Here is a 26174-nt window from a genome sequence, read left to right on the forward strand (position 1 = left end):
GCACCAAAGATGACCACCCTCCAGAGCGTCCCCGTCCCGGGGACGCACCCGGCCTCCGGTTCGTTGCCGAGCCGCGCCGAGACCCGGGAGCAGCTTGCCAAGGCGACGTACGACCTCCTGGTGATCGGCGGCGGCATCCTGGGCATCTCCACTGCCTGGCATGCCGCGCAAGCCGGACTGCGGGTGGCCCTGGTGGACGCCGGCGACTTCGCCGGCGCCACCTCATCCGCCTCCTCCAAGCTGCTCCACGGCGGTCTGCGCTACCTCCAGACCGGCGCGGTCAAGCTGGTCGCGGAGAACCACTTCGAGCGCCGTGCGGTCTCCCGGCAGGTGGCCCCCCATCTGTCGAACCCCCTGACCTTCTACCTTCCGGTCTACAAGGGCGGACCGCACGGCGCCGCGAAGCTGGGCGCGGGAGTCTTCGCCTACTCGGCGCTCTCCGCGTTCGGTGACGGCGTGGGCCATGTGATCTCCCCGGGGAAGGCACAGCGCGATGTGCCCGAGCTGCGCACGGAGAACCTGCGGGCCGTGGCCGTGTACGGCGACGACCAGATGAACGACTCGCGTATGGCACTGATGACGGTCCGCGCGGCCGTCCAGTCCGGAGCGGTCGTGCTCAACCACGCCGAGGTCACCGGTCTGCGCTTCACCCAGGGCCGGGTCACGGGTGCGGAGCTCAGGGACCGCACGGACGGCACCGAGTTCGGCGTCGACGCCCGGCTGGTGCTCAACGCGACCGGACCGTGGGTGGACCACCTGCGGAAGATGGAGGACCCGAAGGCGGCGCCCTCCATCCGTCTCTCCAAGGGCGCCCACCTGGTACTGAAGCGGACGGCCCCGTGGAAGGCCGCTCTGGCGACCCCGATCGACAAGTACCGCATCACCTTCGCCCTCCCCTGGGAGGACATGCTCCTGCTCGGTACGACCGACGAGGAGTACGAGGGCGACCCGGCGGATGTCTCGGTCAATGAGAAGGACACCTCGCAGATCCTGGACGAGGCGGCCTACTCCATCCGCGACCAGCAGCTATCCCGCGATCTGATCACCTACTCGTTCGCGGGTCTGCGGGTGCTGCCCGGTGGCCCCGGCGGCACCTCTCAGGCCAAGCGCGAGACGGTGGTCACCGAGGGTCGCGGCGGGATGCTGTCGGTGGCCGGCGGAAAGTGGACGACATTCCGCCACATCGGGCGCACGGTGATGGCCAAGCTGGCCGCGCTGCCGGGCCGGCCGCTGGCCGACGACATGGAGCCGCTCTCGCAGCTGCCGAAGAAGCTCCCGCTGCCGGGCATAGCCAATCCCCGCGCGGTGGCCCACCGGCTGCTGGTGGACGGGCCCGCGCCCGGCCCCCGTATGGCCGCCGACACCGCACGGCACCTGGCCACGCACTACGGTTCGCTGTCGTTCGACATCGCGCGCCTGGTGAGCCAGTCCCCCGAGCTCGGCGAGCGGATCCACCCCGACGCCCCGGAGATCTGGGCTCAGGTGGTCTACGCTCGCGATCATGAGTGGGCCGAGACCGCGGACGACGTGCTGCGCCGGCGCACGACCCTGACGATCCGCGGCCTTGCCACGGACGACATCCGCACCAAGGTCGAGGACCTGCTGGAGCGCACGCCCTGACAGGGCCTGGGCTGGGTCCGGGCAGGGTCTGAACCAGAGGTTCCGCGCCGGATGCGGCGACGGGGGCGGCTCGTACTGCGAGCCGCCCCCGTCTTCTGTGCGTCCCCTGTGCACGCCACCGGCCGTGCAGTCCCAACTGCTCGTCGGGGCACTGGGGATCGAAGTTCACCCGGCCGTGCACAGGGGCTCGGGCGGGCTTCCCTGAAGCCGTAAGGTTGGTCCGTACACAAGGAAACGTCGGAAGGAGGCACTGGGTGATCGAGCTCGAGGGGGTTCCCGAGCTGATCGACCCGGTCATGGTGGCCGCGTTCGAGGGCTGGAACGACGCCGGCGACGCTGCCTCCACCGCGGTCGCGCATCTGGACCGGGAGTGGAAGGGCGAGGTGTTCGCGGCGCTTGACGCCGAGGACTACTACGACTTCCAGGTCAACCGGCCGACTGTGTGGCTGGACGGCGGGGTACGGAAGATCGTCTGGCCCACCACCCGGCTCTCCGTGGTCCGGGTCGGCGGCGAGAAACCCCGCGACCTGGTACTGGTGCGCGGGATCGAGCCGTCCATGCGCTGGCGCTCGTTCTGCAACGAGCTGCTGGGCTTCGCCCATGAGCTGGGCGTGGAGATGGTCGTGATCCTGGGCGCGCTGCTCGGCGACACTCCGCACACCCGTCCGGTGCCGGTCAGCGGAGTCACATCGGACCCCGACCTGGCCAGAACGATGGATCTGGAGGAGACCCGCTACGAGGGCCCGACCGGCATCGTCGGCATCCTCCAGGAGGCGTGCACCCATGCCGGTGTGCCGGCGGTGTCCCTGTGGGCTGCTGTTCCGCACTACGTCTCCCAGCCGCCCAACCCGAAGGCGACGCTGGCCCTGCTGAACCGGCTGGAAGACCTCATCGGCCTCCGCATTCCGCTGGGTGAACTCCCGGAGGACGCACGGGCCTGGCAGCTCGGTGTCGACCAACTCGCCTCCGAGGACAGCGAAGTGGCGGAATACGTCCAGACGCTGGAGGAGGCGCGGGACACCGCCGAGCTTCCCGAGGCCTCCGGCGAAGCGATCGCGCGCGAGTTCGAGCGCTATCTGCGGCGGCGGGACGGTGGTCCGGCCTCCGGACAGGGGCAGCCGGGCGGGCACGCGACGGACGGCGGCGACGGCGGCTCCTATCTGCGCGATCCGTCGAGCGGGCGGACCCGCCCGCCCAGACCGCAGCGGCCGGATCCGGAGCAGGAGTCCGGGGATGATCCGGACTCACGGGACTCGTCCGAGGACTGAGCGAAGGGACCGAGCGGGGCGGTGCCGTACCGGCACCGCCCCGCTGTCGTGTCCTGTGTGTCGCCTGCGCCGTCGTTCCAGGTCCTGTCCCGGGCCTAAGCGCTGTCCCGTATTCCCCGGCGGGCGCACGACGACAGCTACGGCACCTCCGCTGCGTTGTCGAATCGCCCGAATACGCCCAGTATGAGGACGACCCTCCGCCTTGCGATGCACCGCATCTGACGCCGTGCGCTGATCCACCGGGGATTACGGGACAGCCCTCAGAGAGCGACACCCAACAGGGCGTCCACGGCACGCGACACGAGGCCCGGGGCGCCCTCGTCCGTGCCGCCGTCGGTCTGCTGCCGCGCGGCCCAGCGGTCGACGGCGGCCAGTGCGGCAGGAGCGTCCAGGTCGTTGGCGAGGGCCTCGCGGATCTCCTCGACGAGGGCGTCGGCCGACGGTCCGTCGGGCCGCGAGACGGCGGCGCGCCAGCGGGCCAGACGGCCCTCGGCGTCCCGGAGCACCTGGTCGGTCCACTCCCAGTCGGCGCGGTAGTGGTGGGACAGCAGCGCCAGCCGGATCGCGGCCGGGTCGGTCCCGTCACGGCGCAGCGTGGAGACGAACACCAGGTTGCCCTTGGACTTCGACATCTTCTCGCCGTCCAGCGCCACCATTCCGGCATGGACGTACGCCTTGGCGAACGGGTGCTCGCCGGTGAGGGCCTGGGCGTGCGAGGCGCCCATCTCGTGGTGCGGGAAAGCCAGATCGGAGCCGCCGCCCTGGACGTCGAAGCCCATGCCCAGGTGGTCGAGGGCGATGGCGACGCACTCGATGTGCCAGCCCGGGCGTCCTTGTCCGAGGCTGCCCCCGTCCCAGCTCGGCTCGCCCTCGCGGGCGGCCATCCAGAGCATGGGGTCGAGAGGGTTCTTCTTGCCGGGGCGCTCGGGGTCGCCCCCGCGCTCGGCGGACAGGGCCCGCATCACCTCGGCGTCGTAGCGGGAGACCTCACCGAAGTGCGGGTCGGACTCCACGGAGAAGTAGACGTCGCCGTCCAGCTCGTACGCGGCACCCGCGTCGCGCAGCCGCTCCACGAGCGGGACGATTCCCGGTATCGCCTCGACGGCGCCGATGTAGTGCTTGGGGGGAAGCATCCGCAGCGCGGTCATGTCCTCCCGGAACAGCGAGGTCTCGCGCTCGGCGAGCGCCATCCAGTCCTCGTCGTCCCGCTTCGCACGGGCGAGCAGGGGATCGTCGACGTCCGTGACGTTCTGGACGTAGTGGACCTGCCGCTTGGTGTCGAGCCACACACGCTGAACGAGGTCGAACGCGTTGTAGGTCGCCGCGTGACCGATGTGGGTCGCGTCATACGGGGTGATACCGCAGACGTAGATACGGGCGACGGGACCGGGGTCGAGGGTCACCGGACCCCTGGTCGACGTGTCGTGGATCCGGAGGTCGCGGCCCTTGCCGGGCAGGGCGGGGACCTCAGAAGCGGGCCAGGCATGCATGCCATGAGCGTAACCGGATGCGGCTTCCGGATACGAACCGGATATCGGCTCTTGGCTGGTTGGGCACTCTTGCGCGGTTCGGTGAGCTGGCGGTATGGCGCTGGTTGCGGAGACGGTACCGAGGGGCCATACCGGTGGCGGGGCCGCATCGGTGGCCGGAACGCCCCGGCCGGGTCAGACGGGCGGCCAGGGGATGGCGGGCCAGTTTCCGGACGGTTCCGGGTGGTGTCCGTCCGCCAGCAGGTCGGCCACCCGCGACCGGACGGCCGCCACCTCGGCGGCCGTGAGCAGCTTCGCCAGCCGGCCCGCGAGGCACGAACCATCACCGAGTGCGGTGGCGAGCGCCCCGAGGACCTCCCTGGTGTCCGCTGTGAGTGGCTCCCCCGCCCAGCCCCACAGCAGGGTGCGGAGCTTGTCCTCCACGTTGAAGGTGACGCCGTGATCGATCGCGTACAGGCGACCGTCCGCCGTCGGAAGCAGATGACCACCCTTGCGGTCACCGTTGTTGATCACCGCGTCGAGCACGGCGAGCCGCCGCAGCCGGGGATCGTCGGCGTGCACGAGCAGCGCTGTGCGGCCCTCCCCCACATCGGCGAGACCTACCGCCTTCCAGCCGTCGCCCGGCTCGTCCGTGTCGACCAGGGCGAGCAGCCCGTCGGCGGAAGGATCCGCCTCGATCCAGAGCTGGACCATGCCCTCGCCGTACGGGCCGTCCCTCAGCACGGTCGGCGGCACGAGACCCCACCCGGTCGCCTCGGAGATCTCGTACGCCGCGACCTCGCGTTGCGCGAGTGTCCCGTCGGGGAAGTCCCACAGGGGCCGCTCACCGGCGACCGGCTTGTAGACGCAGTGCGCCTCCTCGCCGTCGTGGGCGACGGCGCAGAACAGCACCGCGTTGGACGCCTCGCGGACCCGCCCCTTCACCGTCAGCTCACCTTTGGTGAGCAGCTCGAGGGCGGTCACGCTCCGCGACGGTATCCGTTCTGGCGCGGACATACGTGTCCCTCCGGGTCGAGCGGCAGGCTGCACAGGGGGCACGGCGGCCGCCCCGCGTTCACGACGTCCAGGGCACGCTTGGCGAAAGCCCTCGCCTGCGCCCCGCTCAGCCGGACGCGCAGCATCGGCGGTCCGTTCTCCTCGTCCTGCAGCAGCCGTTCCTCGGCCTCGGCGAGATCCTCCTCGGAGTCCGCGTCGAGCTCGACGAGCGCCTGCGCCTCGACGATCATGCGCTCTTCCTCGCCGTCCCAGGCCAGCGCCATCGTGCCGACCCTGAACTCCTCCTCCACCGGAGCGTCGAGCGGTGCGGTGTCGGCGACGTCCGTGGGGGCCATGGCCGGCACGGGGGCGTTGCCCCCGGTGCGCCGCACCACTTCGTCGAGCAACTCGTCGATCCGCTCGGCGAGCGCCGCGACCTGGGTCTTCTCCAGGGCGACGCTGGTGGTGCGTCCGCCCGCGGAAGCCTGGAGGAAGAAGGTGCGGCGTCCAGGCAGCCCGACCGTACCGGCCACGAAGCGGTCCGGCGGGTCGTAGAGGAATACCTGACGGGACACGTCCTGTCTCCCTTGAGAATCAGCGGGCTTTCGGCCCGTCCACCCTACTGCGCCAACCGATCACCGTGCGCCCGCGCCGCCCCCGACCACGGCCGCTCCGTCCTGTGCCTCCGCGGTGTGCTTCGCGGGCGCCAGAGTGCCGAAGTCCCCGGTGTCTCCGAGCCGGAGCAGGAAGGGGCGGGTGCGCGTGTAGCGGATGGCCGTCACGGAACACGGTTCGACATGGATCCGCTGGAAGAGGTCGAGGTGCATGCCGAGTGCGTCCGCCACCAGGGACTTGATGATGTCGCCGTGCGAGCACATCAGATAGACCACGTCCTCGCCGTGCTCCTGCGCCAGACGTGAGTTCCAGTCGCGTACGGCGTCCACGGCACGTGCCTGCATGGCGCGCATCGACTCGCCACCGGGGAACGCCGCCGCGGAGGGATGCCGCTGGACGACCTGCATCAGGGGCTCGTCGGCGAGCTCCGCGAGCTTGCGCCCCGACCAGTCGCCGTAGTGGCACTCGCCGATCCGCTCGTCGGTGTGCAGCGGCAGTCCCGGTCGCGCGTCCAGGAGCGGCTGGAGGGTCTCCAGACAGCGCTGGAGCGGGCTGGTGACCACGGCGGCGAGCGCCACGGGGGCGAGGCGTCCGGGCAGCGCGGCGGCCTGGAGCCCACCACGCTCGTCGAGGCCGACTCCGGGCGTCCAGCCGGCGAGTACCCCGGCGGTGTTGGCGGTGGAGCGTCCGTGGCGTACGAGGATCAACGTGGCCATGCCGGTCAGCGTAATGCCGACCGGGCGGCGGGGAGCCGTCCGGGTGCGGGCGGGCGCCGGGCGCGGAAGAATGCGCGCCGTGATCGTGGATTGCGCCATCTACCGGGAGGGCCGCCGCACCAAGGGTCCCGATGATCTGTCCGATGCCCTCGCCGAGGCCCGGGCGAGCGGGGACGCCTTCCTGTGGATCGGACTCCACGAGCCGACGGCGGCGGAGTTCGACCGCGTCAGCAGCGAGTTCGGACTGCACGCGCTGGCCGTGGAGGATGCGCTCAGCGCGCATCAGCGGCCCAAGCTGGAGGTGTACGACGATTCGCTTTTCGTGGTCCTCAAGCCGCTGAAGTACGACGCCGAGACCGACACCGTCTCCGCCGATGAGGTGATGGTCTTCATCGGGGACTCGTTCGTGGTCACGGTGCGGCACGGGGAGAGCGCGCCGCTCCACTCCGTACGGCTGCGCCTGGAGGCCTCTCCGGACGTGCTCAGACACGGTCCGACCGCAGTGCTCTACGCCGTCTGCGACGCGATCGTGGACCACTACATCGAGGTCGCGAGCGAGCTCCAGATCGACATGGAGGGCCTGGAGGCGGAGGTCTTCGCGCCAGAGGGGGGCGGCTCCAGGAACACCGCGGCGAGGATCTACACCTTCAAGCGCCAGGTGCTGGAGTTCCGCCGGGCGACCGGACCGCTGGCTGCGCCGGTGGAACGGCTCACGAACGCGACGGTCCCCTTCGTCCACGAGCACGCCCAGCCGTTCTTCCGTGATGTGAGCGACCATCTGATGCGGGTCAACGAACAGGTGGAGGGGCTCGACCGGCTGCTCTCGGACATCCTGGCGGCGCACCTCGCGCAAATGGGCGTACGGCAGAACGACGACGTGCGGAAGATCTCGGCCTGGGCCGCCATGGTCGCCGTTCCGACGATGGTCGCGGGGGTCTACGGAATGAACTTCGGGCACATGCCCGAGCTGGGCTGGACTTGGGGGTATCCGGCGGTCCTGCTGCTGATGGCGGCTGTGGTGTACGGGCTGTACCGGCTGTTCAAGCGTCGCGGATGGCTGTGACGCGGGTGCGGGCCGCACCCGCGTGCCCGGTTCACGGTGGTCAGATGACGGGAGCCGTCGTCGCCGGGCCGCCGAGGGCATTGCGCCGTTCGGGCATCTTCAGGCTGACCATGCGCCGCCAGCCTCCGGCGCGCTCATAGGCGTACATCGCGTGGATGCCCGCGGCGAGAGCCGCCGACTTGGCCTTCGGCCAGCGCAGCAGCCTGCCCATATGGGACATGACGGCGAGGCTGACGTCCCGGTAGACGGTGATCTCGGTGAGGGCGCACTCGTGCAGGGTGCGCTGGATCGCACGCCCGTGCCCGGCGTGGGCGAGGCGGAGCAACTCTTCGTGGCAGTAGGCCAGATGGTTGTCCTCGTCGTGGCAGATCTGCCGGATGGCCTTCCCGACCTCGGGGTGGTCGCCGAAGTACCTGACCAGCATGTCCATCTGGTCGGCCGCGCGCTGCTCCGTGACCCGGCTGTGGGAGAGATAGACGATGATGTCCCGCTCGCTCAGCCGCTGGTCCTGGCGGAGCTTGTCGTGGGCGAGGCCGATGCCCTGACGCTCCAGGAGCATGGTGTAGTCCGTCTCGGGCGGGACGTCGACCGGATCGAGCCCACGCTTCTTCAGCAGCCCGTTGAAGATCCGCCCGTGCTTGTCCTCGTCCGCGCCGTGCCGGGTGATCTTCGGCGCTAGCTCGCACATGGAGTCAGGCACCAGTGCCGCGATCCTGCCGTTCTCCCAGCCGCCCTGCGTCTCGCCGCTGGCCGCGATCGAGCAGAAGAGCTGGTAGGAGTCATCGCTGTCGAGGATTTCCTGGAACAGGCTTCGGGCCGAGAGCATCACTGCCACCTCCAGTCGGACACCCGCAATGAACGAGTCAAATGCGGACCGGCCAGTCAGGCAACCGAGGGAGCGGAGGACTCAGCCAAAAGAAGGAGCGCGCCGGGGGCGCCGGAGAGCGCGCATCCACGCGGCTGCCCCTGGCGCCGTGACCCGCGGACGCCCGACGCGTTGGACGCCGTGACGGCCGTGGCGGGGATGACCCCCGAGCCCCCACCACGGCCGCAGGCATGTCACCCACGTCGGATCACGCGTCCCGGGCCGGATCAGGCGAGCCCGGAGCGCTCCAGGGCGTCGGTGCCGGCCCGCAGGGCGGCGAGCCGCTCGTCCAGGGTGAAGCCCGCCGGGGCGAGCGTCAGCGTGGTGACCCCGGCCGCGGCGTAGGCCTGCATCCGCTCGGCGATCCGCTCCACGGGGCCGAGCAGCGCCGTCGAGTCGACCAGCTCGTGCGGCACGGCCGCGGCTGCGCCGTTCTTGTCCCCGGAGAGGTACTTCTCCTGGATCTCCGCGGCTTCCTTCTCGTAGCCCATGCGCTGGGCGAGCTGGTTGTAGAAGTTCTGCTTCCGGCTGCCCATGCCGCCGACGTACAGAGCCGTGTACGGGCGGAACATGTCCGCGAGGCCCCTGACGTCGTCGCCGAGGGCGAGCGGGAGGGTCGGGCAGACGTCGAAGCCGTCCATGGTCTTGCCGGCCTTCTCGCGGCCCGCGCGGATGTGGCGGATCGCGGTGTCCTCGATGTGCTCGGCGGCGGCGAAGAGCAGCAGGGCGCCTTCGGCGATCTCACCGGTCTGCTCGAGGTTCTTGGGCCCGATCGCGGCGATGTAGACCGGGATCTGCTCCCGCTGGGGGTGCACGGTCAGCTTGATGGGCTTGCCCGGGCCACCCGGCAGCGGAAGGGTCCAGTGCTCGCCCTCGTAGCTGAGGCGCTCGCGGGTCAGGGCCTTGCGGACGATCTCGACGTACTCACGGGTGCGGGCGAGGGGCTTGTCGAACTTCACGCCGTACCAGCCCTCGGAGACCTGCGGCCCCGAGACGCCGAGGCCGAGCCGGAAACGCCCGCCGGAGAGGGTGTCGAGGGTGGCCGCGGTCATGGCGGTCATCGTGGGCTGGCGGGCGGGGATCTGGAAGATCGCGGAGCCGATGTCGATGCTCTCGGTGTGAGCGGCGACCCAGGCCAGGACGGTCGGCGCGTCGGAGCCGTATGCCTCGGCGGCCCAGCACACGTCATAGCCGAGGCGGTCCGCCTCCTGCGCGACGGCGAGGTTGTCGCCGTCCATGCCGGCGCCCCAGTAGCCAAGATTGATCCCGAGCCGCATACCGCTCCCCTTACCGATGAGTAACGTCCTTCTTCGCGGACTCTAGCGCGACGGTCCCGGATTCGTCAGGAGTGACTTATCCACAGGGTGGATTCGGGTGGAGCCCTGGCCAGTAATCTCGCCGCATGGAGCAGAGGCATCTCGGCCGTACCGGCCTGCGTGTGTCCCGGATCGGGCTCGGCACCCTCACCTGGGGGCGCGGCACCGACGAGCACGACGCCGCTGAGCAGGCGAAGGCCTTCTGGGAGGCGGGCGGCACGCTGGTCGACACGGCCGACGTGTACGGCGGCGGGGAGGCCGAGTACCTGCTCGGGCGCCTCATGGAACGGCTGGTGCCACGTCGTGATCTGGTCATCGCGACGAAGGCGGGAAGCGTGCTGGAGCCGGACCGCAGGTTCGACTGCTCTCGCGGCCATCTGCTGGCCGCCCTGGACGCGTCGCTGGACCGCCTCGGCACGGACCACGTCGATCTCTGGCAGATCCATGCCTTCGACCCGCTGACCCCCCTGGAGGAGACCCTCCAGGCCCTTGACCTCGCCGTGAGCAGCGGACGCGCGCGATACGCGGGTGTGTCGAACTTCTGTGGCTGGCAGCTGTCGAAGGCGGCCACGTGGCAGCTCGCCGCTCCGGGCATACGGACGCGGCTGGCGAGCACGCAGATGGAGTACTCGCTGCTGCAGCGCGGGGTCGAGCGCGAGGTGCTGCCGGCGGCGATGGACCTGGGTGTGGGGCTGCTGCCGTCGTCCCCGCTGGGGCGCGGGGTGCTCACGGGCAAATACCGGACGGCGACGCCGGCGGACTCGCGCGGGGCGTCGGAGACGATGGCGGGGTTCGTCGAGCCCTATCTCGACGACACGGCGAGCCGCATCGTCGACGCGGTGGCCACGGCGGCGGACGGCCTGGCGACCACCCCGCTCGAGGTGGCGCTCGCCTGGGTGCGCGACCGTCCCGGAGTGGTGGCGCCCATCGTCGGGGCACGCACCGCGAAGCAGCTCGAGGCGGCGTTGTCAGTGGAGGGCCTTAGTCTGCCTGACGAAATCTGCCAGGCGCTCGACGACGTGTCGGCGCCCGTGCACCGCTATCCCGACCAGGACTGGAGCACGCTGTGACTGCGCAACCCGGGGCGAACCCCGGCCCCCCGGAGGACGAGCACGAGGACGCCGCAGTCCTGGACGGCGTGGACACCGGGGAGGCAGCCGGGGAGCCCCCGTCCGAGGAGAGCGAGCAGGACGGCGGGGGCGGGCTCTCCGAGACGGAGGCCGAGCTGGCGGCGCAGCGGGAGCTGAGGGCGAAGATCGAGCGGCGCAAGGCCGAGAAGGCCGGCCCGGTCGAGGCGGGGGCGAAGCTGAGCGGAACGGCCGCCGACCTGCTGGCGGCGGTGCGGGCGGTGGAGAGCGGACAGACGGGGAGCGCGGCGTTCGAGCAGGCCACCGCGCCGAGGCCGCCGGCCGCCTCGTCCATGCCCCGGCCGGCGCGGCCTCGGGAACCGGAGCGCGGGCCTCGGCAGGCCGACCCCGCGGCGGTCGCCGCGGTGCTGGAGGTGCTCGTGTCGGGCGGTGCCCCCGAGGGACTCGCGGAGCGGGTCGCCGGGGTGCTCGGGGAGCGGGCCGCACAGGTGCTGCGTGACGATCCCTGGCGGCTGCTGGGCGTGCCGGGTGTCCGGCCGGAGCAGGCCGACGGTTTCGCCAGGGCCCTGCTCGGCGCCGAGTGCGAACCGGGCGACACACGGCGTGCGGTGGGTCTGGTGACCTGGCTGCTGGAGCAGGCCGCGCGGCAGGGCCACACCGCGCTGGAGGCGTCCGCCCTGCACGAGGCGCTCGGTGCACGCTCCATGCCGGACCCCCGGGAAGCGCTCGAGCAGGTCATCGCCGAAGGCGCCGTTCTGGTGTTCCAGGACGGGCTGGAAGAAGACGGCTACGAGGACGAAGGGGCCCAGGAGGGGGCGGACGGATCCGGGGAGGCGGAGCACGGCGGAGACACGGGGAAGGATCGGCCGGAAGTGCCGGTCCTCGTGGGTCTCGACCGCTACGCCCTCGCGGAGGAGAGCCTTGCCGACGGCATGGCCCGCCTGGTGCGGACGGGTCCGGGCGACACCTGGGAAGGGCCCGAGCTGGTGCGGGCGGCCGCCGGCCATGGGCTGATCGTGCACACGGGCGGCGAGGCGGCGCGCTCCGAGGCCCTGGCGCTGGTCGAGGCGGCCCGCGCGCAGGGGCTGCGTGCGGTGATCGCGACCCACAGCGAGAACGGCCGCCGGCGGCTGGCTGCCGGCGACGAGGCGGTCACCGTACGGGGGCTGCTCTCCGGCGCCCAGGGTCCCGGCCGGGACGAGGACGGCAGCCTCGCGCTCGACGTGCTTGCCGTGCTCGACGCGCCGCAGCTCGATGTCGAGACCGCCGCGACGCTGGTGGAGTCCCTCTCCGACGGCAGCCGGCTGATGCTGAGCGGTGACCCCGGGGTGCTGGGCTCGGCAGGTGCGGGGCGGGTCTTCGCCGATGTGCTGGCGGCCCGGGTGTGTCCGCAGATCGCCTCGCGGGTGCCCGACCCCGGCCCGATCGGTGAGTTGGTCTCGGGCATCGGGATCGGTGAGCTGAACCAGGTGGCGGCGCCGGGCAAGGAGGTCGTGATCGTCCCGGTCAGGGACGCCGCCGAGGCCGTGCACCGTACGGTCCAGCTGGTCGCGGACTCGGTGCCGCGGGCGATCGGCGTCCCGTCGGACCGGACCCAGGTGATCACGGTCGGCCATGGCGGCTCGGCGGGCACCCGCGCGCTCAACGCGGCACTCAAGGAACGGCTCAATCCCGGCCCTGGTCGCTTCGGGGGTTTCGATCCGGGTGACCGGGTGGCGTATGCCCCGGGTCCCGGGCGGACCCTGTGCGGCACGGTCGTTTCGGCGGATAGGGAGGGCCTGAGTATCGACTGCGAGGGGACGCCCGTGGTCGTCCCACGGGAGCAGCTCGGAGCGGCGCTGCGGCACGGCTGGGCGCTCACTGCACACCAGGCGGCGGGAAGCCGCTGGCCGGCCGCTGTCGTCGTGCTCCCGGGAGACGCCGCACAGGGCCTGAGTCGTCCCTGGGTCTATACCGCCTTCAGCCGCGGTGAGCAGCACCTCTCGGTGGTCCACGGCGTGGAGCAGGCCCTGGCGCACGCGGTCGCCCAGGTCCCGGCCCAGGCCCGCACGACCCGTCTGCGCACCCTGCTGGAGGGGCTGCTGGCCGCGCAGGACGCATAAGGCCACATGCCCCCGGCCAGCGGACCGCCCGCCTGACGGCGGCTCGGGCGGGCGGTCCGGGACCGAAGCGTCCTCGGGGCCGGTCAGGTGTCCGCCGAGTCCAGGTCGCCGTCGAGGTCCTCGTCGAGATCGTCCTCGTCGAAGACCGCGCTGACGTCGAAGCGGCACACCACCCGCTCGGGGTCAGCCTGGTCGAACGGCGTACTCAGCCATTCCCCCGGCTCGGGGAGCTCGTCCAGCGCGGAGACCCACAGCGTGGAGTCTCCCTCCTCGAGGCCGAACTCCTTGTGCCGGGACGCGATTTCATCCGCTTCGTACTCACCGAAGAGCACGCCGAGCGCGGCGTGCACGCTGGTGCCCACCATGGCCGCCGTACGGTCGGGGGTGTCGTCCCGGTCCACATCGGCGATGCGCTGGGCCTGGGCGAGCAGTCGCTGCGGGTGAGCCACGGCGTAGTCACGCCGGATGAGCACGCTCAGGGCGTTTGGCTCTTCGGGACCGGCATAGGACGGAAGGGAGTCATCCGCTCCGGGAATCTCGAAGGGGGTGACTTCGTCATAGCGGTCATACAGGCGTTCGTCATAGGCCTCGGCTGCCGCGGCGAGAGCGTTGAAGGCGTCGTATACCGCCGGGTCGTCCTCTCCCGTGCGGCGCTCGACCGCTTCGAGGTGACGGTCCAGCGCGGCTTTGACCGCCTCGGCGGCGGCGCGAACCTCGGCAGCTGCGGGCTGCTCAGGAGCGGATGCATCAGACATAGGGAAGACGCTATCCGTACCGGGGCTCTGCCCGCACAATAGATGCGATGCCGGAATACGAATTTGTCGACGTGTATGTGCCGCGCGGGGTCTCTCGCAAGGAGGCGACCCGTCTGCTGACCGACCATGCCGAGTACGGACACTGGGAGTTGGACCGACTGAGTCTCCGCCGGGATGGCAGCCGCAAGGTGCGGCTGCGCCGGCGCATCATTCGTCAGGTTCGCGCCACATGGTGAGTCCCTGCCGCAGGAAAAGACGGATCGGGCCCGCTGCTGCGGGCCCGATCCGTTTACACGCCGCTGGGTAGCGTCTCGCTCACGCTGAGGCGCGGGCCTTGCGGTAGAGGATCGCACCGCCGAGCAGTGCGGCGCCCGCGGGGAGCACGAAGCCGAGCGAGCCCGCACCGGTGTGCGCGAGCTGGTCCGTGGCCCTGGGCGGGGTGACGGTGTTGGTTCCCGGGGTGTTCGGGACGGTCGGCGTCTCCGGCGTTCCGGGCTGGCCCGGCTCACCAGGTTCACCAGGTTCACCAGGTTCCCCCGGCTCCCCCGGCTCCCCCGGCTCCCCCGGCTCCCCCGGCTCCCCCGGCTCACCAGGTTCCCCAGGTTCCCCAGGCTCACCCGGCTCTCCCGGCTCCCCCGGCTCACCAGGTTCGCCGGGCTCTCCCGGAACGTCGGTGCCCTCGCCGTTGCGGCAGCCGTTGCCGACGGCCGCATTGCCGAGGCCGATGACCGTCACGCTGTTCCCGCACGCATTCACGGGAACATCGACAGGAACCTGGACCGTGTTTCCGGATCCGACCCCCGGCGAGTTCGTGGTCCCGCCACCGGCGTGGGCTCCGCCGCCGCCCTCACCCGAGCCGTTGGCGCAGCGGTTTCCGAACGCGGGGTTCAGCAGCCCAACGACATTGACGGTGTTGCCGCAGACGTTGACCGGGACGTGCACCGGAACCTGGACCGCGTTTCCGGAGAGGACCCCCGGTGAATTCGACGCACTGCCGTGGGCATCAGCGCCACCGTGCGCCTGTGCGTAGCCACCGCTCAGGGCGAGCATTCCGCCCGCGGCAGCCATGGTGATCAGGCCTTTTCGCGTGACCTGTCGCATACGTAGTTCCCTGCCTTCTGACTTCCGGAACACCCCCGGGCGCTGTCGCCCGGAGGCGGAATGTCAACGGCCCCGGAGCACGCGGCGCGCACTCCGGGGCCGCCGGACTCCTCAGGAATCGAGGTGCAACGTCACGCGTTCTGGCAGTAGTTGCCGAAGGCCGGGTTCAGCAGCCCGATCACGGAGACCGTGTTGCCGCAGACGTTCACCGGAACGTGGATCGGCGCCTGGATGACATTGCCGGACAGCACGCCCGGGGACTGCACGGCAGCGCCCTGAGCACCGGAGTCGGCGACGGCCATCCCCGCACCCGCGAGAACCAGACCACCGGTGGCAGCCGCAGCAGCGACGACCTTCTTGATCATTACTTCCTCCTTGTTGGCAATGCGATCCCAGCCGCGGACCGCACACCTTGTAACGAGGGGGAAGTAATGGAGCTACTAGCGTATGGTCCCATTCACTCTTTTCAGTCAAGTACGTACGCACGGCCGAATACGGGAACGGCTGAAAATCCGGCAGCTCAGAGCGGCCCCCGCGCCCGGAACAGCCCGTCAGCTCGCATCGAGGAATCGGTCCAGCACCCGGACGCCGAACTTCAGCCCCTCGACCGGAACCCGCTCGTCCACCCCGTGGAACATCCCGGCGAAGTCCAGCTCGGGCGGCAGCTTCAGCGGTGCGAAACCGAAGCAGCGAATCCCGAGATCGTCGAAGGACTTGGCGTCGGTGCCTCCGGAGAGCATGTACGGCACAGCCCGCGCGATGGGGTCCTCGGCCTTCAGCGCCGACTGCATCGCGTCCACGAGATCGCCGTCGAAGCTGGTCTCCAGCGCCCTGTCCGCGTGCACGTCCTCACGCTTCACCCGAGGCCCGAGCAGCCGGTCGAGATCGGTCAGGAACTCCTCCTCGTACCCCGGCAGGAAGCGCCCGTCGACATGCGCGGTGGCCTGCCCCGGGATCACGTTCACCTTGTAGCCGGCGCCGAGCATGGTGGGCGCGGCCGAGTTGCGCAGCGTCGCGCCGATCATCTTGGCGATCCCGCCCAGCTTGGCGAGGGTGGCGTCCATGTCCTCGGGGTCGAGCGGGGTGCCGAGCGCGTCGGAAAGCTCGTCCAGGAAGGACCGTACGGTCTTGGTGACGCGCACCGGCCAGGTGTGCCGCCCGAGCCTGCCGACCGCCTCGCACAGCTCGGTGATGGCGTTGTCGCTGTTGGTCATCGAGCCGTGCCCCGCGGTGCCTTCGACGGTGAGCCGCATCCAGTGCATGCCCTTCTGCGCCGTCTCGACCAGATAGAGCCGCAGGTTCTCGTTCACGGTGAAGGAGAACCCCCCGACCTCGCCGATCGCCTCCGTCACGCCTTCGAAGAGATCCGGATGCTTGTCGACGAGGTAGCGCGCACCGTAGAGGCCTCCGGCCTCCTCGTCGGCGAGGAAGGCCAGCACCACGTCACGCGGGGGCTTGCGGCCGCTGCGCAGCCGGTCCCGTACGACCGCGAGGGTCATCGCGTCCATGTCCTTCATGTCCACCGCGCCCCGCCCCCAGACGCAGCCGTCGGCGATCTCCCCGGAGAACGGGTGGTGGGTCCAGTCGTCCGCGTTGGCCGGCACGACGTCGGTGTGGCCGTGGATCAGCAGTGCGGGCCGGGACGGGTCCTCGCCCTCGATTCGCGCCACGGTGGAGGCCCGTCCCTTGTGGGACTCGATGATCTTCGGCTCCAGGCCGACCTCGGCGAGCTTCTCCGCGACGTACTCGGCGGCTGCCCGCTCCCCCGGGCCCGAGTGGTCGCCGTAGTTGCTGGTGTCGATCCTGATCAGATCGCGACAGAGGTCGACGACCTCGTCCTCGCCGGCGATCGTCCGGCCGGTGCTCGACTCGCTCACGCTGTTTCCTCCCGCTGTCGCTCGGTGGTCCCTCACATCCTCCCGCGCACCGTGCCCGCGCCCCAAGAGCGCCCGCCTACCGGCATGCGGCACCTCCCGGGCCGGCAGCCGGGGACGTGATCGAGCACCCGCGAATGTTTGCTATGGTTTTCCACGTCGGAACGGCCGCGGGCCGGAAGACAGACACCTTGTCCGGGTGGCGGAATGGCAGACGCGCTAGCTTGAGGTGCTAGTGCCCTTTATCGGGCGTGGGGGTTCAAGTCCCCCCTCGGACACCAGCGAGGACCCCTGTTGATCAGGGGTTTTCTGCTTTTCTGGGCCTTCTGGCGAGCTACTGGGCACTGGGTGCGGGAACTGTGGGACGCAGACGACGGACGGCGCCGGTGGCACCGCTGCCGCAGCGGGACGGGATCGACCCCGTGCGCATCCGGCTGCCCGCCGACCCGGAGGGGGCCTGGCCCAGCCTGCGGGAGCATCTCGTCGAGCGGTTCGGCGCGGCGATCGGCGCCGCGAAGGTGGAGGCGATGCTGCGCGAGGGACGGTTCGTCTCGGCGGACGGTCCCGTCGCCGCGGACGAGCCGTACACCGCGGGCCGTCAGCTGTGGTTCCACCGGGACTTCGCGGCCGAGGAGCGGGTGCCGTTCGAGGTGGGGATCGTGTACCGGGACGAGCGCCTGGTGATCGCCGACAAACCGCACTTCCTCGCCACCACTCCGCGCGGCCGGCACATCACCGAGACCGCGCTCGCCCGGCTGCGGCGGGATCTGGGGCTGGCGCGCTTGCAGCCCGCCCACCGGCTCGACCGGCTGACGGCGGGTCTCGTGCTGTTCGTGGTGCGGCCCGAGGACCGCGGGGCGTACCAGACGCTGTTCCGGGACCGGCTGGTGCGCAAGGAATACGAGGCGGTGGCGCCGTTCGACCCCGCGGTCGCGCTTCCGGTCACGGTCCGCAGCCGGATCGAGAAGGAACGGGGGGTGCTGGCGGCCCGCGAGGTGCACGGCGAGCCGAACAGCGAGAGCCGTATCGAGCTGCTGGAGCACCGCGGTGGGCTCGGCCGGTACCGGCTTGTGCCGGCGACCGGCCGGACCCACCAGCTGCGGGTGCATATGAACCGGCTGGGGCTCCCCATCCTGCACGACCCCGTGTATCCGGTGGTGCGGGACGAGGAGCCCGGCGGCGGGACGGACTACTCCCTGCCCTTGCAGTTGCTCGCGCGGTCGCTGGAGTTCGTCGATCCGCTCACGGGGCGGGAGCGCCGCTTCGAGAGCAGGCTGGCACTCGCAGCCTGGTGACGACCCACCAGGTCACATCCTGGGCTACGGCTACAGCACCACCACGGAGCGCAGCACATCGCCCTCGTGCATCCGGGCGAAGGCCTTCTCGATGTCGCCCAGGCCGATCGTCTCGGTGACGAAGGCACCCAGGTCGATACGGCCCTGCCGGTGCAGGTCGATGAGCATGGGGAAGTCGCGGGACGGCAGACAGTCCCCGTACCAGGAGGACTTGAGCGCGCCACCGCGGCCGAACACGTCCAGGAGCGGGAGTTCGAGCTTCATCTCCGGGGTGGGCACGCCGACGAGGACGACGGTGCCTGCCAGGTCCCTGGCGTAGAAGGCCTGGCGGTAGGTCTCGGGGTTGCCGACGGCCTCGATGACCACATCGGCGCCGAAGCCGCCGGTGAGCTCGCGTACGGCCTCGACCGGGTCGGTGGTACGGGAGTTGACGGTGTGGGTGGCGCCCATGGAGCGGGCGGTCTCCAGCTTCCGGTCGTCGATGTCGACGGCGATGATGCGGGCGGCTCCCGCGAGCCGGGAACCCACGATCGCCGCGTCGCCGACGCCGCCGCAGCCGATGACGGCCACGGAGTCGCCACGGCCGACGTTTCCGGTGTTGATCGCGGCGCCGATGCCGGCCATGACTCCGCAGCCCAGCAGCCCGGCCACGGCGGGGCTGGCCTCGGGGTCGACCTTGGTGCACTGACCGGCTGCGACCAGGGTCTTCTCGGCGAAGGCACCGATACCGAGCGCAGGGGAGAGCTCCGTGCCCGCCCGCGGTCCGCTCGCCAGCGTCATCTTCTGGTGGGCGTTGTGGGTGTCGAAGCAGTACCAGGGCCTGCCGCGCAGACAGGCGCGGCAGCGGCCGCACACGGCGCGCCAGTTGAGGATCACGAAGTCGCCGGGGGCGACGTCGGTGACACCCGGTCCGGTCGACTCCACGATGCCCGCAGCCTCATGGCCGAGCAGGAAGGGGAAGTCGTCGCTGATGCCGCCCTGTTTGTAGTGGAGGTCGGTGTGGCAGACCCCGCAGGCCTGGATCTTCACCACGGCCTCGCCGGGCCCCGGGTCGGGGATGGTGATCTCCATGACCTGGACGGGCTCGTTCTTGCCTGGGGCGACGACCCCCTTGACCTGCTGCGGCATTGCGGTGCTTCCCTTCCTCGGGATCCTCGGGACAGGTGCGTACTGCATGTGTACCGCATCACCATGCTCGGGGAGGCGCCGACTGCGAGGCCCCCCGACGGATCTTCCGTCGGGGGGCCCGAGCGTGCGGGGGCTTGTGAACGCGCCCCGGGCCTGGTGGCCTCAGCGCTTGGTCCGGCCCGCGGCGATCCTGCTGACCTTGCCGCGCACGAGGTACCAGCCGCCGACGAGCACGAGCGCGATCAGCGGGACGAGGTTGACCGTGGTGCGGCTGATGCCGCCGTCCATCCACATCAGGACCAGCACGGAGGCGAGGAACGCCAGCGTGATCAGCTGGGTGTACGGAGCCCAGGGCAGCCGGTAACCCGGGCGGGTGACCCGGCCGTCCTTGGAACGGTGCCAGAACAGCAGGGAGCAGAGCATGATCATGCCCCAGGTGCCGATGATGCCGATCGAGGCGAAGTTGAGCACCAGCTCGAAGGCCTCGCCGGGCATGACGTAGTTCAGGAGCACGCCGGCGACGCCGAAGCCCGCGGTGAGCAGAATGCCGCCGTAGGGGACGCCGCCCTTGTTCATCACACCGGTGAACCTGGGCGCGGAGCCCGAGAGCGACATGGAGCGCAGGATGCGGCCGGTGGAGTAGAGGCCGGAGTTCAGGCTGGACAGGGCGGCGGTGAGCACCACGAGGTTCATCGCATGGGCACCACCGGGGATGCCGAGCTTGTTGAAGACGGTGACGAACGGACTCTGGTCGCCGGAGTACGCGGTGTACGGCAGCAGCAGGGCGAGCAGCACGACGGAACCGACGTAGAAGAGGCCGACGCGCCACATGATCGAGTTGATCGCCTTCGGCATGATCTTCTCGGGGTTCTCGGTCTCACCGGCGGCGACGCCGCAGAGCTCGACGGAGGCGTAGGCGAAGACGACGCCCTGGATGAGCAGCAGCATCGGCATCATGCCGTTGGGGAAGATGCCGCCGTTGTCCGCGATGGTGGCGAGGCCCGGGGTGTGGCCGCCGACCTCGTGCTGGGTCGCGACCAGGTAGATGCCGACGAGCATGAAGACCACCAGCGCGGCGACCTTGATGATCGCGAACCAGAACTCCATCTCGCCGAAGTACCTCACCGAGATGAGGTTGGCGGCGAGCACCACGGCGAGCGCGATCAAGGCGAGCACCCACTGCGGGACGTCGCTGAACATCGCCCAGAAGTGAGCGTAGGTGGCCGCGGCCGTGATGTCCGCCACAGCGGTCGTCGACCAGTTGAGGAAGTACAGCCAGCCGGCCGTGTAGGCGCCCTTCTCACCCATGAACTCGCGGGCGTACGAGACGAAGGCACCGGATGACGGCCGGTAGAGGACGAGCTCGCCGAGCGCGCGCACGACGAAGAAGGCGAAGACACCGCAGACCGCGTAGGCGATGAAGAGCGAGGGGCCGGCGTTGGCCATTCGGCCACCGGCACCAAGGAAGAGGCCTGTACCGATGGCGCCACCGATTGCGATCATGTTGATGTGGCGTGACTTGAGGTCCTTGCGGTACCCGGCGTCACCGGCGTCCACGTGGGGAGTGCCCGTGGCGGGGGTCCCGGCGATGGGCGTTTCGGCCGCAGTCATAGTGCGGTCACTCATAGAGCTGTTCGCCTTCGTGAGGGGGTGTGCGGTCCCGGTCGTCCACCGGGCGGCCTTCGCTGTGGAGAAGGTCGGTCACCGCAACAAGGCATGGGGGCGCAGAGGGCCCGAGACCACATACTCACGGCAACCCTGGGATTTTGGCAGTGATCAAGCTCACTAAGGTATGAATCTGAGGTTTTTCAGAGGTTTCGACAAGTGATGCAAGGTATTCAAGAAGTTCCGCTGTGCACCCGATATCAACGGGCGAGATCCGCGTCGCCTTCGCGAACGGCCTCGGCGACCTGGACGAGGACGGCATCGGATGATGACGGCAGCAGCAGCCGGGTTCGTGTCGATGGAGACAGCGAGGCACCGATGAGCAATGCTCCCGTCGTCGTGGTGATGGGTGTGGCGGGGACCGGGAAGACCACGATCGCTCCCCTGGTCGCCGCACACCTGGGCGTTCCGTACGCGGAAGGCGACGACTTCCATCCGCAGGCCAATATCGCCAGGATGTCGGCCGGGATCCCGCTGGATGACGCGGACCGCCTGCCCTGGCTCGACGCGATCGGCCGCTGGGCGGCCGGCAGGGCGGGCAGGGGCGGAGTGGTCTCCTGCTCGGCGCTGCGGCGGAGCTACCGCGACCGGCTGCGCGCGGCGGCCCCCGGGGTGGTGTTCCTCCACCTCAGCGGGGACCGCGCGCTCATCGAACGGCGCATGGCGGAGCGCGCGGGGCACTTCATGCCGACCGCGCTGCTCGACTCCCAGTTCGCGACCCTGGAGCCGCTCGAGCAGGACGAGTCCGGTGTCACCGTCGATGTGACCGGGTCTCCCGGCGACATCACCGGTCGGGCCGTCGCGGCGCTGCAACGGACCGGGGGCTTCGAAGGGTCCTGAACCGCGTACGGGTGATGATCTCGGCCCCGGTCAGGTCCTGGGGGAGCACCATGCGGGACCCGCCCTGGGAGTCAGTCCCTGTCGGGGTCCCAGAGCGGGTGTTCCCGCCTGGCCCAGGGGCGCTCGACCGACCCGGTGCGCATACCGCGGCGCGCCTCCGGGTCGGCGACGGCCATGCCGATGTGCCCGGCGATGACGATGCCGACCGTGAGCGCCAGCCAGTCGTGGACGAAGGTCGCGCTGGTCCGCCACACCAGTGGCGTGAGGTGTGTGAACCACATCAGCAACCCCGTGCCGAGCATCACCAGCACCGCGCCCGCGATCCAGGCGGCGAAGATCTTCTGCCCGGCGTTGAACTTGCCCGCGGGGCGGTGCGCGGGGCCGTGCAGCCGGCGCCGCACCGCGGCCAGCCACTGCCGGTCGTGCCGCCCGAAGCGGTTGAGCCGGCCCAGGTCGGTCCGGAACGCACGCGAGGCGAGACCGAGCAGGAACGGCACCGGCAGCAGCAGTCCGGACCACTCGTGCAGGGTCACCACGAGGTAGCGGCGGCCGACGAGCTCGGCGAGCTCGGGAAGGTACAGACAGGCCGCGGTGGCCACGCACAGCAGCATCAGGAAGGCGGTGGCGCGGTGGACCCAGCGCTCGGCGCGGCTGAACCTGCGTGCCTTCGGGTCCTTCTCAGACGGTGGGTGCGTCGTCCCGGCCGTTGGACCGGCCGACCCAGGCGTCGATGTCATAGCCCCGCTCCTCCCAGTAGCCGGGCTGCACCTTGGAGGTCAGCGAGATTCCGGACAGCCATTTCGCGGACTTGTAGAAGTACATGGGTGCCACGAAGAGGCGCACCGGGCCGCCGTGTGTGTGGCTGAGCGGCTCGTCCTGCATCCGCAGGCAGACCAGGACATCCGAGCGGCGCGCCTGGTCCAGCGTGAGACTCTCGCTGTACGTGCCGTCGAAGCAGGTGAAACGGATCGCCCGGGCCTCGGGCCGCACCCCGGCCGCGTCGAGCAGCGCGGAAAGTGTCACGCCTTCGAAGGGCGTGCGGGGCACCCGCCAGCCGGTGACGCACTGGACGTCGCGCTCCACCCGGGTCTGCGGCAGGGCCCGGAGCGCGTCGAGGGTGTACGTCGAGGGCCGCTCGACCAGTCCGTCGACGGTGAGACGGTAGTCCGCCTCGCCCTTGTGCGGTACGGAGGAGGCGACCGAGTAGTAGCGGAAGCCGCCGCCGTTGGGGAGCAGACCGGTGAGCTTGGTGGGGTCCTTGTCCGCGATCGAGCCGAGGACGGACTCGAGGCCCCGCTGGAGGTACGGGGCGGTGGCCACGCCTGCGGCGCCGAGGCCGAGCACGGAGAGCAGGACGCGCCGCCCGAGGGGCGTGCCCTGACCGTCCGGGTCCGGGATGGGGGTCGGGTCCGGCTCCGGAGTGGGATCCGGACCGGGGTTCGGGTCGTTCACATGGCGATTCGAACACCCGCGGTCACGGGAATCCAGTGACCGCGGGCGTTTGTCAGACTTCCTTAAGAATCGGCTCTACTGATCTTTTCGTAAGTTCAGCGGGGCTCCCCGCGCTCCGCGGCCCGCTCGAGCTGGAAGGCCTCGTTGCCCAGGCCGATACGCGCGTGCACCTCGGGGCGTACGGTCCTGAGCACCACGCCGTAGAGCAGACCGGCGACCAGTGCGAGGCCGATGATCCCCGGCAGGATCCAGTTGAGCGAGGAGCCGGGTCCGGCGCCGATCAGCACGTCGAAGTCCTTCACCGTGTAGACCGCGACCCCCACGAGAGCCAGGCCCGCGAGCGCGGATGCCGTGAGCCGCCACGCCTGCGCCCGCGCGGCGCCGCGCCGGGCGAAGAACGCGATCACGGCGAAGGAGGCGGCGGCCATGAGCAGGATGACACCCAGCGCGCCGACGTTGCCCATCCAGGTGAACAGACGCAGCACGGGGGTGGTGGGATCACCTGCGGGAAGTCCGTCGCCCGCGGCGAAGGCGATGACGACGAGGACCGAGACGGCCGACTGGAGCAGGGATCCGGTCGCGGGGGCGCCACTCGCCGAACTCGTGCGGCCGAAGGCGGCGGGCAGCAGCCCCTCGCGGCCCATGGCGAAGGCGTACCGGGCCACCACGTTGTGGAAGCTCAGGAGTGCCGCGAACATGCCGGTGACGAAGAGGACGTGGAGCACATCGGTGAAGGTGCCGCCGAGCCGGGTCTCGGTGAGTGAGAAGAGCAGCCCCGGCCCCTGCTCGGCCGCCGCGTCGACGACCGCGCCGGGTCCGGTGGCCACCGTGAGCGCCCAGGCACCGAGCGCCAGGAACAGGGCCACGAATCCCACGGCCAGGAACATCACCCGCGAGACGATCACCTGGGGACGGCTGGTCTCCTCCGCGTACACGGGGGACTGCTCGAAGCCGATGAACGCGGCGATGCAGAAGCACAGCGCGGTGCCGAGCCCCGCCCCGGCGAGGGTGCCGGGGTCGAAGGCGGCGAACGAAACCCCCTCGGGACCCGGATCGGTGAGCGCGGCGACATCGAAGATCACGACAAGGGTGCACTCGATGACGAGGAGTACGCCGAGGGCCCTGGCATTGAGGTCGATCTTGAGCCAGCCCAGTGCGGCGACGAGGGCAGCGGCGGCCAGGGCGGGTATCCACCAGGCGACCGTCAGATCGAGATGCGTGGCCATCAGGCCGGAGATCTCGAAGCCGAGGATGCCGTAGATGCCGACCTGCATGGCGCTGTACGCCACCAGGGCAACGTAGGAGGCCCCGGCGCCCGCGGTGGGGCCGAGGCCGCGGGCAATGTACGCGTAGAAGGCGCCGGCGTTGTGCACATGGCGGCTCATCTCGGAGTATCCGACCCCGAACAGCATCAGGACGACGCCGAGGATGACATAGAGCAGCGGCTGGCCAAGCATGCCCATGACACCGAACACGGTGGGCATGACCCCGGCGACGACCATCAGCGGCGCGCTGGCGGCGAGTACCGAGAGCAGCAGACCGGCGGTGCCGAGCCGGTCGGCCCGCAGGGCGCGGTCCTGCCCCTTGTAGGTGTTGATCTCACTGGACTCACTGGACGCGGCGCTCGTGGAGGTGGCGGCGCGCGTATGCGAAGTGCTCGGCGACATGGCGGTTTCGGCCTCTCAGATCGGAGTCGGAGCAGTCAGAGCAGTCGAAGGGGCGTTCGGTCAGACGGTGCCGAGCGCGGCTCTGCGCGCGGCCTGGAACGCGTGGTGCGGATCCTGGTCCGGATACGACCAGGGAGCGGGAGTGGCGTGCGAGCCGATCCGGTGGAAGAGCGCGGCGGCCTCCGCGGGCCGGCCCTCGCAGAACTTGGCGTGGGCGAGGAAGTTGAGGTCGACGCGGTTGCGGGGGTGGTCCTCGCGTTCCCACTCGAGCCACCAGTCGAAGGCGGCCTTCATGACCTGCCGAGCACGGCGGCCGGTCCAGTGCCCCGAGGTCAGCGGGTCGGCGGACTCACTGCCGCTGGCCGCCAGCACCCGGTAGCGCTCGGCGTGGGCGACGACCGGAAGGATGGCCAGCGGGGAGTCGGCCGGAGCCTGTTCGGCGGCCCAGGAAGCGAAGTCGTACACCTCGTGGAGCGGGTCCTGGCCCGCGTCGGGGTGGCGTTCGGCGAGCCGGGCGGCCATCAGATGGTGGGCGTGGTGGTGCTCGGGGTACCGGGCCCGGACCTCGTCGAAAAGGCGCACCACCTCGCCCTCGGTGCCGAGGCTGCGGGCGAGCACCAGTAACGCCAGCCAGGGGCTCGGATCCTCGGGAGCGAGTCCGGCGGCGGTCAGACAGGCCGTACGCGCCTGGTCCGGGTGCTCCGTACGGCGCAGGGCCGCGCTGACGGACGCGCTGGCAAGCAGCGCGGTGGCATCGGGGCTGCCGGGTTCCGCCAGCAGCCATTCACGCGCCCAGGCGGCGGCCGACGGGGCATCACCGAGCGCCAGCAGACGGTGTCCTCTGCGATCCCAGTCGTCCCTGGTCGCGGCCAGCAGGGAACGCGCGGCCGTCCACCGGCCCTGGGCCAGCTTGGTGCGGGTGGCGATGAGCTCGAGGTCGCCAAGTGCCGGGTCGAAGGCGGGCCCGGTGCGCGCACCGCGACGTCGTGCACGTCCGAGCGGCGGAGGTGGGGGCATCCGCTGGGCTTCCTTCTGCGTGTGATGAGCGCTTCACGTGATGAACGCGGGATGTGAGCGAACGGTCGCGCACAGCAAAGCGGTAGGCAAGGCTCCGCGTCAAGGGCGGCCCCGCGGATGAGCAACACACTTGTGGATATGGCTGGTTGGCCCCGTATCCCCGTCAGGCCCGCACCGCCCGGGCACCCACCTCGTCAGGCGCGCGCCGCGGGCATCCGCTCCTCGGTCGCACGCGTCGCGGGCACCCACCCCGCCCGGCGCG

The 26174-nt window shown here is 70.6% G+C and carries 24 protein-coding genes and 1 tRNA gene; 9 read left to right on the forward strand and 16 right to left on the reverse strand.

Annotation, left to right across the window (positions count from 1 at the left end):
- Window positions 1-9: 9 nt before the first annotated feature.
- Together ABZ532_RS23160 and ABZ532_RS23165 are read left to right on the forward strand one after the other, a co-directional pair.
- Entirely contained in the window at window positions 10-1620 is a 1611-nt protein-coding gene (locus ABZ532_RS23160; RefSeq protein ID WP_361286817.1) for a glycerol-3-phosphate dehydrogenase/oxidase, read from the forward strand.
- Window positions 1621-1874: 254 nt separating this feature from the next.
- Window positions 1875-2888 (forward strand): PAC2 family protein, encoded by a 1014-nt coding sequence (locus ABZ532_RS23165; RefSeq protein ID WP_361286820.1) that lies wholly within the window; start codon window positions 1875-1877, stop codon window positions 2886-2888.
- A 260-nt stretch (window positions 2889-3148) separates the two neighbouring features.
- Here the strand turns inward: ABZ532_RS23165 and mshC are convergent, their stop codons facing one another.
- The 4 genes from mshC to ABZ532_RS23185 all read right to left on the reverse strand — a co-directional run bounded on the left by mshC (window position 3149) and on the right by ABZ532_RS23185 (window position 6684).
- Window positions 3149-4378 carry a cysteine--1-D-myo-inosityl 2-amino-2-deoxy-alpha-D-glucopyranoside ligase gene (mshC, locus tag ABZ532_RS23170; RefSeq protein ID WP_361286823.1) on the reverse strand — a complete coding sequence of 410 codons (1230 nt, stop codon included), beginning with the start codon at window positions 4376-4378 and terminating at the stop codon, window positions 3149-3151.
- Between the two features lie 174 nt (window positions 4379-4552).
- Window positions 4553-5374: an SCO1664 family protein gene (locus ABZ532_RS23175; RefSeq protein ID WP_361286826.1), complete on the reverse strand. Its 822-nt coding sequence runs from the start codon at window positions 5372-5374 to the stop codon at window positions 4553-4555.
- Window positions 5338-5928 (reverse strand): DUF3090 domain-containing protein, encoded by a 591-nt coding sequence (locus tag ABZ532_RS23180; RefSeq protein ID WP_361286829.1) that lies wholly within the window; start codon window positions 5926-5928, stop codon window positions 5338-5340. The genes ABZ532_RS23175 and ABZ532_RS23180 overlap by 37 nt, the downstream gene beginning before the upstream one ends.
- A 60-nt stretch (window positions 5929-5988) precedes the next feature.
- Window positions 5989-6684, reverse strand: coding sequence for a histidine phosphatase family protein (locus ABZ532_RS23185; protein WP_361286832.1), 696 nt, complete (start codon window positions 6682-6684; stop codon window positions 5989-5991).
- 70 nt (window positions 6685-6754) lie between these two features.
- On the opposite strand from ABZ532_RS23185, the gene corA reads away from it, so the two are divergent.
- Window positions 6755-7747, forward strand: a complete 993-nt coding sequence (gene corA, locus ABZ532_RS23190; protein ID WP_361287097.1) for a magnesium/cobalt transporter CorA — start codon at window positions 6755-6757, stop codon at window positions 7745-7747.
- 40 nt (window positions 7748-7787) lie between these two features.
- Here corA and ABZ532_RS23195 read toward each other — a convergent pair whose 3' ends face one another.
- Both ABZ532_RS23195 and ABZ532_RS23200 read right to left on the reverse strand, forming a co-directional pair.
- Window positions 7788-8573: a ferritin-like domain-containing protein gene (locus tag ABZ532_RS23195; RefSeq protein ID WP_361286835.1), complete on the reverse strand. Its 786-nt coding sequence runs from the start codon at window positions 8571-8573 to the stop codon at window positions 7788-7790.
- 266 nt (window positions 8574-8839) lie between these two features.
- Window positions 8840-9889, reverse strand: a complete 1050-nt coding sequence (locus ABZ532_RS23200; RefSeq protein WP_361286838.1) for an LLM class F420-dependent oxidoreductase — start codon at window positions 9887-9889, stop codon at window positions 8840-8842.
- 125 nt (window positions 9890-10014) lie between these two features.
- On the opposite strand from ABZ532_RS23200, the gene ABZ532_RS23205 reads away from it, so the two are divergent.
- Together ABZ532_RS23205 and ABZ532_RS23210 are read left to right on the forward strand one after the other, a co-directional pair.
- The gene (locus ABZ532_RS23205; protein WP_361286841.1) at window positions 10015-10998 is read left to right on the forward strand and encodes an aldo/keto reductase; all 984 of its coding nucleotides are present in this window, start codon (window positions 10015-10017) and stop codon (window positions 10996-10998) included.
- The gene (locus ABZ532_RS23210) at window positions 10995-13118 is read left to right on the forward strand and encodes an ATP-dependent RecD-like DNA helicase (RefSeq protein WP_361286844.1); all 2124 of its coding nucleotides are present in this window, start codon (window positions 10995-10997) and stop codon (window positions 13116-13118) included. The genes ABZ532_RS23205 and ABZ532_RS23210 overlap by 4 nt, the downstream gene beginning before the upstream one ends.
- Window positions 13119-13201: 83 nt before the next feature.
- Here ABZ532_RS23210 and ABZ532_RS23215 read toward each other — a convergent pair whose 3' ends face one another.
- The gene (locus ABZ532_RS23215) at window positions 13202-13873 is read right to left on the reverse strand and encodes a hypothetical protein (protein ID WP_361286847.1); all 672 of its coding nucleotides are present in this window, start codon (window positions 13871-13873) and stop codon (window positions 13202-13204) included.
- Between the two features lie 47 nt (window positions 13874-13920).
- Between ABZ532_RS23215 and ABZ532_RS23220 the strand changes: the two genes are divergently transcribed.
- Window positions 13921-14109, forward strand: a complete 189-nt coding sequence (locus ABZ532_RS23220; protein WP_175410115.1) for a DUF5703 family protein — start codon at window positions 13921-13923, stop codon at window positions 14107-14109.
- Between the two features lie 79 nt (window positions 14110-14188).
- Here the strand turns inward: ABZ532_RS23220 and ABZ532_RS23225 are convergent, their stop codons facing one another.
- From ABZ532_RS23225 to ABZ532_RS23235, 3 genes are all read right to left on the reverse strand, one after another.
- Window positions 14189-14974: a chaplin gene (locus ABZ532_RS23225; protein WP_361286850.1), complete on the reverse strand. Its 786-nt coding sequence runs from the start codon at window positions 14972-14974 to the stop codon at window positions 14189-14191.
- 131 nt (window positions 14975-15105) lie between these two features.
- Window positions 15106-15339 carry a chaplin ChpH gene (gene chpH / locus ABZ532_RS23230; protein WP_361286853.1) on the reverse strand — a complete coding sequence of 78 codons (234 nt, stop codon included), beginning with the start codon at window positions 15337-15339 and terminating at the stop codon, window positions 15106-15108.
- A gap of 186 nt (window positions 15340-15525) precedes the next feature.
- Window positions 15526-16851, reverse strand: a complete 1326-nt coding sequence (locus ABZ532_RS23235) for a M20/M25/M40 family metallo-hydrolase (RefSeq protein WP_361286856.1) — start codon at window positions 16849-16851, stop codon at window positions 15526-15528.
- 190 nt (window positions 16852-17041) lie between these two features.
- Here ABZ532_RS23235 and ABZ532_RS23240 point away from each other — a divergent pair.
- Window positions 17042-17129, forward strand: a tRNA-Leu gene (locus ABZ532_RS23240).
- A 105-nt stretch (window positions 17130-17234) separates the two neighbouring features.
- Entirely contained in the window at window positions 17235-18143 is a 909-nt protein-coding gene (locus ABZ532_RS23245; RefSeq protein ID WP_361286859.1) for a pseudouridine synthase, read from the forward strand.
- Window positions 18144-18173: 30 nt separating this feature from the next.
- Here the strand turns inward: ABZ532_RS23245 and ABZ532_RS23250 are convergent, their stop codons facing one another.
- Both ABZ532_RS23250 and ABZ532_RS23255 read right to left on the reverse strand, forming a co-directional pair.
- A complete protein-coding gene (locus ABZ532_RS23250; RefSeq protein WP_361286862.1) occupies window positions 18174-19271 on the reverse strand; it encodes an S-(hydroxymethyl)mycothiol dehydrogenase in 1098 nt (365 codons plus the stop codon).
- A 162-nt stretch (window positions 19272-19433) separates the two neighbouring features.
- Window positions 19434-20897 (reverse strand): amino acid permease, encoded by a 1464-nt coding sequence (locus ABZ532_RS23255; RefSeq protein ID WP_361286865.1) that lies wholly within the window; start codon window positions 20895-20897, stop codon window positions 19434-19436.
- A gap of 357 nt (window positions 20898-21254) precedes the next feature.
- On the opposite strand from ABZ532_RS23255, the gene ABZ532_RS23260 reads away from it, so the two are divergent.
- On the forward strand, window positions 21255-21776 hold the full coding sequence (locus ABZ532_RS23260) for a gluconokinase (RefSeq protein ID WP_361286868.1): 522 nt from the start codon (window positions 21255-21257) through the stop codon (window positions 21774-21776).
- A gap of 71 nt (window positions 21777-21847) precedes the next feature.
- Here ABZ532_RS23260 and ABZ532_RS23265 read toward each other — a convergent pair whose 3' ends face one another.
- From ABZ532_RS23265 to ABZ532_RS23280, 4 genes are all read right to left on the reverse strand, one after another.
- Entirely contained in the window at window positions 21848-22513 is a 666-nt protein-coding gene (locus ABZ532_RS23265) for a cytochrome b/b6 domain-containing protein (protein WP_361286871.1), read from the reverse strand.
- Complete coding sequence (locus ABZ532_RS23270) at window positions 22455-23174, reverse strand: molybdopterin-dependent oxidoreductase (protein WP_361287100.1); 720 nt, start codon at window positions 23172-23174, stop codon at window positions 22455-22457. The genes ABZ532_RS23265 and ABZ532_RS23270 overlap by 59 nt, the downstream gene beginning before the upstream one ends.
- Before the next feature lie 149 nt (window positions 23175-23323).
- Window positions 23324-24895 carry an APC family permease gene (locus ABZ532_RS23275; RefSeq protein WP_361286874.1) on the reverse strand — a complete coding sequence of 524 codons (1572 nt, stop codon included), beginning with the start codon at window positions 24893-24895 and terminating at the stop codon, window positions 23324-23326.
- A gap of 60 nt (window positions 24896-24955) precedes the next feature.
- Window positions 24956-25912, reverse strand: a complete 957-nt coding sequence (locus ABZ532_RS23280) for a hypothetical protein (RefSeq protein WP_361286877.1) — start codon at window positions 25910-25912, stop codon at window positions 24956-24958.
- Between the last annotated feature and the right edge of the window lie 262 nt (window positions 25913-26174).

Origin of the sequence: Streptomyces sp. NPDC019396, assembly GCF_040632375.1 — a bacterium.
Taxonomy (GTDB): domain Bacteria; phylum Actinomycetota; class Actinomycetes; order Streptomycetales; family Streptomycetaceae; genus Streptomyces.